4 protein-coding genes are annotated in these 8418 nt (G+C 64.3%); 2 read left to right on the top strand and 2 right to left on the bottom strand.

Annotation, left to right across the window (positions count from 1 at the left end):
- Positions 1-208: 208 nt before the first annotated feature.
- Together cphA (B0B52_RS16490) and cphA (B0B52_RS16485) are read right to left on the bottom strand one after the other, a co-directional pair.
- Positions 209-2806, bottom strand: coding sequence for a cyanophycin synthetase (gene cphA, locus B0B52_RS16490; RefSeq protein ID WP_077594760.1), 2598 nt, complete (start codon positions 2804-2806; stop codon positions 209-211).
- A complete protein-coding gene (cphA, locus tag B0B52_RS16485; RefSeq protein ID WP_077594759.1) occupies positions 2806-5028 on the bottom strand; it encodes a cyanophycin synthetase in 2223 nt (740 codons plus the stop codon). Before cphA (B0B52_RS16485) ends, cphA (B0B52_RS16490) begins: the two co-directional genes overlap by 1 nt.
- Positions 5029-5228: 200 nt before the next feature.
- Here cphA (B0B52_RS16485) and B0B52_RS16480 point away from each other — a divergent pair, with 200 nt between their 5' ends.
- Positions 5229-7568, top strand: coding sequence for an ABC transporter ATP-binding protein (locus B0B52_RS16480; protein WP_077594758.1), 2340 nt, complete (start codon positions 5229-5231; stop codon positions 7566-7568).
- A gap of 9 nt (positions 7569-7577) precedes the next feature.
- The gene (locus B0B52_RS16475) at positions 7578-8066 is read left to right on the top strand and encodes a DUF1854 domain-containing protein (RefSeq protein ID WP_077594757.1); all 489 of its coding nucleotides are present in this window, start codon (positions 7578-7580) and stop codon (positions 8064-8066) included.
- Positions 8067-8418: the final 352 nt, after the last annotated feature.

Here is an 8418-nt window from a genome sequence, read left to right as displayed (position 1 = left end):
GATGCGGATGCGGGGAGACCTGACGCGCGAAGCGCGTCAGGTCGAGAACGCGGCCGTCATGTTTGCACGCGAGCGCAGCACACGCGGCCAAATGAAGTCCCCCTCCATCGCCCAGCGGGGCGAGGGAGGGGCTAGGGGTGGGAGTGGGGAGTTGCGCCTACTGTTCAAGGCGAACCGGGAAAGCAGCGTGATACCGCCGCGTAGCTACTCAAGCAGCCACCACCACCTGCTTGGCATCACGAGCCTCTTTCACCCGCTCAGCCAGATGCTCCAGGGCCTCCTGCACCTGGTCGACCAGAATCAGGCACAGGTCGCCGGGCTTCAGGCGTTCCAGCGCGGCGTCGATGGCAACAAACTCGCCGCGAATTTCTTCGATGTGTGTGGTGCGGGCAGCGCCTGCCAGGCCTTCGCGCAGTAGACCCATCACTTCGCCGTCTGCCCGGCCGCGCTGGGCGGCGTCCTGGTACAGGATGACGTCGTCAAAGGCTTTGCCCAGAATGACGGTCTGGTCGCGGATGTCGCTGTCGCGGCGGTCGCCGGCGCCGCTGATGACCACGCTGCGGCGCTTGGCGGGTATGGCATCCACTGCGGTGACGAGAGCGCGCATGGCGTCGGGGTTGTGGCCGTAGTCGGCAATGACGGTGGCGCCGCGGTAGTCCATGACATTGAAGCGGCCGGGTGCGTTGTTGGCGTCGCTGACGAAACTGGCCAGTCCGCTTTTGAGGGTGTCCCAGGTCACGCCGACAGCCCATGCGGCCGCCAGTGCGGCCATGACGTTTTCAACCTGAAAAGCGATGCTGCCGCCGCGCGTGAGCGGAATGCTTTGCAGCGGAATACGTTCGCGCCAGGCGCCTTCGGCGGCTACCAGCACATTGCCGTCGATATAAACCGTGCGTTTGCCTTGCGCGCGATGCGTCGCCATCAGCGGGTGGTGCCTGTCGGCCGCAAAAAGGATCACGTTGCCGGGGCAGGAGGACGCCATGGCGGCAACGATGGGGTCTGCGGCGTTGAGTACGGCATAACCGGCAGGCGAGACGTTTTCCACAATCACTCGCTTGAGCACCGCCAGGTCTTCCACGGTGGTGATGTAGTTCAAGCCCAGGTGGTCGCCGCTGCCGACATTGGTGACCACCGCCACCTCGCAGCGGTCAAAGCCCAGGCCTTCGCGGAGCACACCGCCCCGGGCTACTTCAAACACGGCGGCATCCACGTCCGGGTGCATCAGCACGTTGCGGGCGCTCTTGGGGCCGCTGCAGTCGCCGCTGTCTGTTTGCCGGCCATTGACCCAGACGCCGTCGGTGTTGGTCATGCCGCAACGCAGGCCGTTGGCGGTCAGCAGGTGGGCAATCAGGCGTGTGGTCGTGGTCTTCCCGTTGGTGCCGGTGACGGCCACCACCGGTACGCGGCCATCGTCGCCGGGTGCGAACAACTCGTTGATCATGGCGCCGCCCACCGCCCGGCCCTTGCCATAGGAAGGGGACAGGTGCATGCGCAGGCCGGGCGCGGCATTGACTTCGACGACGCCGCCGTTTTGTGCTTCCAGCGGACGCAGCACGCTTTCGCAGACCACATCGACACCGCAAATATGCAGGCCGACCATTTGCGCGGCCGCAACCGCGCGGGCAGCGACTTCAGGATGGACGTCGCTGGTGACATCGGTGGCGGTGCCGCCGGTGCTCAGGTTGGCGTTGTTGCGCAGGACGACGCGCCGGCCACGCGCCGGAATTGACTCGGGCGTCAGGTCCTGGGCTTCCAGCCGCGCCACGGCAATATCGTCAAAGCGGATTTTGGTCAGCGAGGTTGCATGGCCTTCGCCGCGGCGTGGGTCCTGGTTGACGAGGTCGACCAGTTCACGCACCGTGTGCAGCCCGTCGCCCAGCACCTGCGGGGGTTCGCGCCGCGAGGCGGCTACCAGCTTGTTGCCGACCACCAGCAAACGGAAGTCGTTACCCGGCAGGAATTTTTCAACCATGACGATGCCGTGCTCGGCCGCTGTCTGAAAAGCAACGTCGAGCTGTTCGCGCGTCACGATGTTGACGGTCACGCCCTTGCCTTGATTGCCATCCTGCGGCTTGAGCACGACCGGCATACCAATTTGTTGCGCTGCTGCCCAGGCGTCGTCAGCATCTGTTGCGGGCCGCCCGATGGGAACCGGCACGCCGGCGGCCAACAGCAGCTTCTTTGTCAGGTCCTTGTCCTGGGCAATCGATTCCGACACCGCGCTGGTGGCGTCCAGCTCGGCCGCCTGGATGCGGCGCTGGCGTGAACCCCAGCCAAACTGCACCAGGCTGCCTTTGGTCAGGCGTTTGTAGGGAATGCCGCGGGCAACCGCTGCATCGACGATGGCGCCGGTGCTCGGCCCCAGGCGTTCGTCTTCATCAAGGTCGCGCAGTTGTGCGATGGCGGCATCGAGATCAAAACCGGCTTCATTGAGCGCTGCGTGCACCAGGGCCTGGGCCAGCTCCATGGCCAGGCGGCCTACCGATTCCTCGCTGTACTCCACCACGGTCTGGTAGACGCCGTCTTCCAGCGTCGCGGCGGTGCGGCTGAAGGTGACCGGACAGCCGGCATGGGCCTGCAAGGCGAGGGCGGCCGATTCAAGCACATGGGCCAGCGAAACGGGGCCGACATAAGCACCCGGACGCAGGGCGCCAATGGCCGGAAACAGCGAGCGCACGCGCGGCTCAAACCCGGGCAGCGAGTCAATGGAGCACTCTGCTTCGGTGCAGGTAATGATGGCCTCCAATGCCGTATGACGGCTCCAGAGGTTGGGGCCGCGCAGCGCGCGTAGGCGAGAGACTTTCATCAGCGGGACTTTCCGGGCTGGGTTGCGCTGGACTCGAAGGCTTCGATGCCTGCGCCAATCAGGTTGAGTGGAATGCCAAGTGCCCACGCGGCCGCAATGGCGGCAAGCAGGCTCCCCTCGGCGGTAGGTGCGTGGCGGCCCTGCCATTTGGAGAGTTTGTCCAGGCCGGGCAAAAAGGCTTCGTTCGAGCCGTTGGCCAGCACCACTTTGCCCTGCCGCATGAACACGGCCCGGCCATGGCCGTGCAGGTGCGTGCTGATGACCGGCAAGGCAGGGTCGGCGGCATAAAAAATAACTTCACCATCGCAAAGCCCGGCCATTTCAACAATGGCGGGATGAGCGGCATTGAGGACAGCCACGCCCTCCGACAGCACCACATCAACCTGCGAACGCATGACCTTGAACATCTGCTCTTCGTCTGCAATATCGAACTCGCCGAGCGCAGCGGAGCCTCCCAGGTCGGTGACCACGCCGACCTGGCAGCGGTCATAGGCCAGACCGGTGCGCAAAATGGTGTCGGCGCTGTTTTCCAGCACGGCTGCCTGCACGGCCCGGTTGATCAGCAAGCGTTGGCCGGCTTCCCAATGCGTGCAGTCGCTGGCGTCCAGGCAGCGGCCGTCAAGGAACAGGCCGTCGCGGCAGGCCAGCCCGGTATGCCGCCCCGAAAGTTGCAGCAGCCAGGCCACCAGGCGTGCCACATCTTGCGTGCCCGCCGAGCCGGCCACACCGACCACCGGTATCCGGCCGACGAGCGTGCCATCGGGCGCTTCGGGAAACAGGTGGTCGCAGATGGCGCGTCCCACCGGACGCGGAGCACCCTCGGCGGGCTTGAGGTGCATCAGCAGCCCGGGGCCGGCGTTGACCTCAACCACCGCGCCGCCCTGGAGGTGCAGCGGCCGCGAGATGTCCTGCGCCACGACATCAACCCCGGCGATATCCAGGCCGACGACACGGGCCGCCAGTGAAACGACGTAGTCCACGTCGGGGTGAACGTCGTCGGTGCAGTCGATCGCTACATTGCCGTTACGCTGAATCAACACCTCGCGGCCGGCGGCGGGAACGGAAAGCGGTCCCAGTCCCTGGCGCTGCAGCTCTAACTGGACTGCTGTGTCGGTGTCGATGCGGATGGGGTTAAGCGGGAAGTCCTCGCTTGCGCCACGCCGCGGGTCGGTGTTGAGCTGCGTTTCAATGAGTTCGGTCACGCTGGACCGGCCGTCACCGGTGATTGAAGCGGTTTCACCGCGGGCTGCGGCAACCACCCGGCCGCCAACCACCAGCAGGCGATGCTCGTGCCCGCGCACAAAACGTTCGACCATCACTTCGCTGCCATGGCGGGCGGCCAGGTGGAAGGCGTCTTCAAATTGCTCCTGTGTCTGGAGGTCCAGCGAGATGCCCCGGCCATGATTGCCATCAGTGGGCTTGATGACCACGGGCAGGCCGATGTCTTCGGCGGCGGCCCACGCTTCTTCCACGCTGTTCACAATTTCACCTTCGGGCACGGGCACACCGCAGGAGGCCAGCAGGCTTTTGGTGAGGTCCTTGTCGCTGGCGATGCCTTCGGAAATGGCGCTGGTGAATTCGGTTTCTGCCGTCCAGATGCGGCGCTGGCTCGCGCCGTAGCCCAGCTGCACCAGGTTGCCGTCGTTGAGGCGGATGTGCGGAATGCGGCGGTCGGTGGCGGCGGCGACGATGGCCGCCGTGCTCGGGCCGAGGTAACACTCGTCCACCTTGGCGCGCACACGGCCGACAGCCCCCTGCAGCTCGGCTTCGCCGTATTTCTGGGTCGCCGGGTCGTTGTTGACAGCGGCCATCAGCAGCTGGTGGCCTTCGGCCAGCGCGCTGCGCGCCACCTGCTCGTCCCGCGCACGAAAGACCATGCGGTAAACACCGCGCTGGGAGGTGCTGCGGGTCTGTCCAAAACCGGTGGGCATTCCGGCCAGGTTCAGCAACTCGATCACCACATGCTCCAGCACATGGCCGGCCCAGGTGCCTTCGATCAGGCGCTGCTTGAAGCCACCGCGTTCACCGACGCCGCAGTGGTGCTCCGCCAGGGCGGGCAGCAGGGCCAACAGCCGGTCGCTAAAGCCCGGAAGCAGGTTGGACGGAAAGTCTTCCATGTGCCCGAGGTCGAGCCATGTTTCCAGCACGGGCCGGTAAGTCCAGATATTGGGGCCACGCAGGTAGTTGATGCGCAGAAGCTGGATGTCGTCCTTTTTGCTCATGTTTTTATGTCTTCGGTCAACCGGCCGGGCCGGGGCAGCGTTCTTTCAAGGAAGCGCCCTGAACGGGCGTTTCCGGTTATTAAAGGCAGGTTTTCCGGTCCCGGCGCCGAATAAGGCTGCCGCCGGTCCGACTTAGGCGAAAATCCCTGTTTCCGACTCTGAAAACTCCCGGGTACCGCTACCCGGCCCTCTTCATCACAATGCAACATTCTCACCCGGTTGACGCCTCCAGCGAGGCTGGCCAAGCACAGGCAGACCTGCGCGCGCAACTCACAGCCAATGAGAACGTTTTATCCACGGTGCTGGTTGACCTTGACCAGCAACTTCGGTTTTCCAGCGGTTTGCTGGCTTTGACCGACCGGCGCCTGCTGGCGCAGGACACGGGCACAGGCCATTGGAACAGCTGGGCCTTGCATGAAAATGACCCGGTGGAGGGCGGTTCGGCCCTGTCCCTGCGGCATTTTGACCATGCCGGCGTCGGAACCCTGGAGCTTCACCGCGGTGGCACCCGAATGGCCAGTTGGCGATTCACCCTGGCGGCCAATCTCCAGGTGTTGCGCCTGCTGCGCCTGTTTGAGCAGCAAACAGCGCCGCGCGACACCGGAGCGGGTGGCGATGAAGTCGCGTTATGCCCTCTTTGCGATGCCCTCCTGCCGCCCGATAGCGACGACTGCCCCGCCTGCGCGCGTGAGCTGCATACCGCCCCCTCCACCTGGGTGCTGCTGCGGCTTTGGCGCTTTGCCCGGCCTTATCGCGGGCAGTTGCTCGCCGGGTTTGCCCTGACGTTGGCGTCCACGGCCGCTACCCTGGTGCCGCCTTACCTGACCATTCCGCTGATCGACGACATCCTGATTCCGTTCCAGAACGGCCAGCAGATCGAGTCCTGGAAGGTGCTGGCCATCCTGGGCGCGCTGCTGGCGGCGGCGCTGGTCGGCTGGGGCCTGAACTGGGCCCGCACCTATTTGCTGGCGCTGGTGTCCGAGCGCATAGGCGCGGATTTACGCACTGCCACATTTGATCATTTGCTGGAGCTGTCGCTGGACTACTTTGGCGGCAAACGCACGGGCGATCTGATGGCGCGCATCGGCTCTGAAACCGATCGCATCAATGTTTTCCTGTCCTTACATGCGCTGGACTTTGCAACCGACGTGCTGATGATCCTGATGACCGCGGTCATCCTGTTTTCCATCAACCCCTGGCTGGCGTTGGTGACCCTGTTGCCGCTGCCCTTCATTGCCTGGATGATCCACGCAGTGCGCGAGCGCCTGCGCACCGGCTTCGAGAAAATCGACCGCGTCTGGTCCGAGGTGACCAACGTACTGGCCGACACCATTCCCGGCATCCGCGTGGTCAAGGCGTTTGCCCAGGAAAAGCGCGAAGCTCAGCGGTTTCGTGACGCCAACAAGCACAACCTGATGGTCAACGACAAGCTCAACAAGGTCTGGTCACTGTTCACGCCCACGGTTTCGCTGCTGACTGAAATCGGCTTGCTGGTGGTCTGGGCTTTCGGCATCTGGCTGGTGTCGAAGCAGCAAATTACCGTGGGTGTTTTGACTGCTTTTATTGCCTACATCGGCCGTTTCTACACCCGGCTCGATTCGATGAGCCGTATTGTGTCGGTCACCCAAAAAGCGGCGTCCGGCGCCAAGCGTATTTTCGATATCCTCGACCACGTCTCCAACGTGCCGGAACCGGCCAACCCGGTGCCCATGGCGCCGCTGCAGGGCCGCATCGAAATGAACAGCCTGGGCTTTCGCTATGGCAACCGCGCGGTGATCCGTGGGTTGGACCTGGTGATCCAGCCCGGCGAGATGATTGGCCTGGTCGGCCACAGCGGTTCCGGCAAAAGCACGCTGGTCAACCTGATCTGCCGCTTCTACGACGTGACCGACGGCAGCATCAGCGTAGACGGTACCGACATCCGGCGTTTTGGCGTGGCCGATTACCGCCGCAATATCGGGCTGGTGTTGCAGGAGCCGTTTCTCTTTTTCGGCACGATCGCCGAGAACATCGCCTACGGCAGGCCGGCCGCCAGCCGCGCCGAGATTGTGGGCGCGGCGCGTGCCGCCCATGCCCACGAGTTCATCCTGCGGCTGCCCCAGGGTTACGACTCGCTGGTCGGTGAGCGCGGCCAGGGCCTTTCGGGCGGCGAACGCCAGCGTATTTCGATTGCGCGCGCGCTGTTGATTGACCCGCGCATCCTGATTCTTGACGAAGCCACCTCGTCGGTGGACACAGAGACCGAGCAGGAAATCCAGAAAGCGCTCGACAACCTGGTGCAGGGCCGCACGACGATTGCGATTGCGCACCGCCTGTCCACCTTGCGCAAGGCCGACCGGCTGGTGGTGATGGACCGCGGCCAGGTGGTTGAGGTCGGGCCGCATGACGAACTGATGGCGAAACAGGGCGCCTACTGGCGACTGTACGAAGCGCAGGCACGCCAGGTGGACAACGAAGGCGATCTGGACGCTGAAGAGGGGCGCATCGCGCTGGCCACTTCGCAGGTGGCCTACGCGGCACAACACGGCGGCAACGCCTGAGAGATTGCAATGATCACCACTCCCACCATTGAAGACGCCTCCTTCCAGCTTGAACGGCACGCCTCCGGGCGTTTGCTGCTGACCGACAGCAAGGGCCAGCAACACCTGGGCGTGGTGCCCGTGCGCGCATTCCCGATCGCTGCGCCCGATGAAGGCATTTCACTGGTGGGGAGCGAGGGCCACGAACTGGTCTGGCTGGACAGCCTGGACGGCTTGCCACCGGCGCTGCGCAGCCTGCTCGAGGAAGAGCTCGCGCTGCGCGATTTTGTGCCCGAGATCACGCGCCTCAAGAGTGTGTCGAGTTTCGGAACGCCCAGCACCTGGACAGTCGAGACTGACCGCGGCGACACCTCGTTTGTGCTCAAGGGTGAGGAAGACATCCGGCGCCTGAGTCGCGAGTCGTTGCTGATTGCCGCCGGTCATGGCGTGCATTTCAGTGTGAAGGACATGGGCGGACTGGACAGGGCGTCGCGGCGGTTGCTGGAACGGTTTCTTTAGGTTTTTCTTGGACCTGTCGAAGGGTTGAGGCCGCTACAGCCGTTTGGGCTGAGCTTATTGAAGCCTGTGCACGCTTGTGCGACTGCGGGTCTTCCAACAAGCCGGGGGTTGCCCGGCGGCAACTCACTTTTCTTTTGCTTCGCCAAAAGAAAAGTAAGCAAAAGAAAAGGCGACCCTGCTGTCTGCGTCCCTCCTTCGCTGGCGCTGCGGAGGGAAACCTGCGGTGCTCGGTCCAGCCGGGGCCGGGCTCGAACTCGCTTCGCTCAGACAATCGCCCGTCCTTTTCCGTCTGGCCCTCCGCTCCTCGGCGCATACAGAAGGGTGGGGGATGAAAGCGGGAGCGGATTCGGGG

Source organism: Polaromonas sp. A23, from assembly GCF_002001015.1.
Lineage (GTDB): Bacteria > Pseudomonadota > Gammaproteobacteria > Burkholderiales > Burkholderiaceae_C > Polaromonas.
Note: the sequence above shows the minus strand (reverse complement) of the source record. Positions and strands in the feature narration are given on the sequence as shown.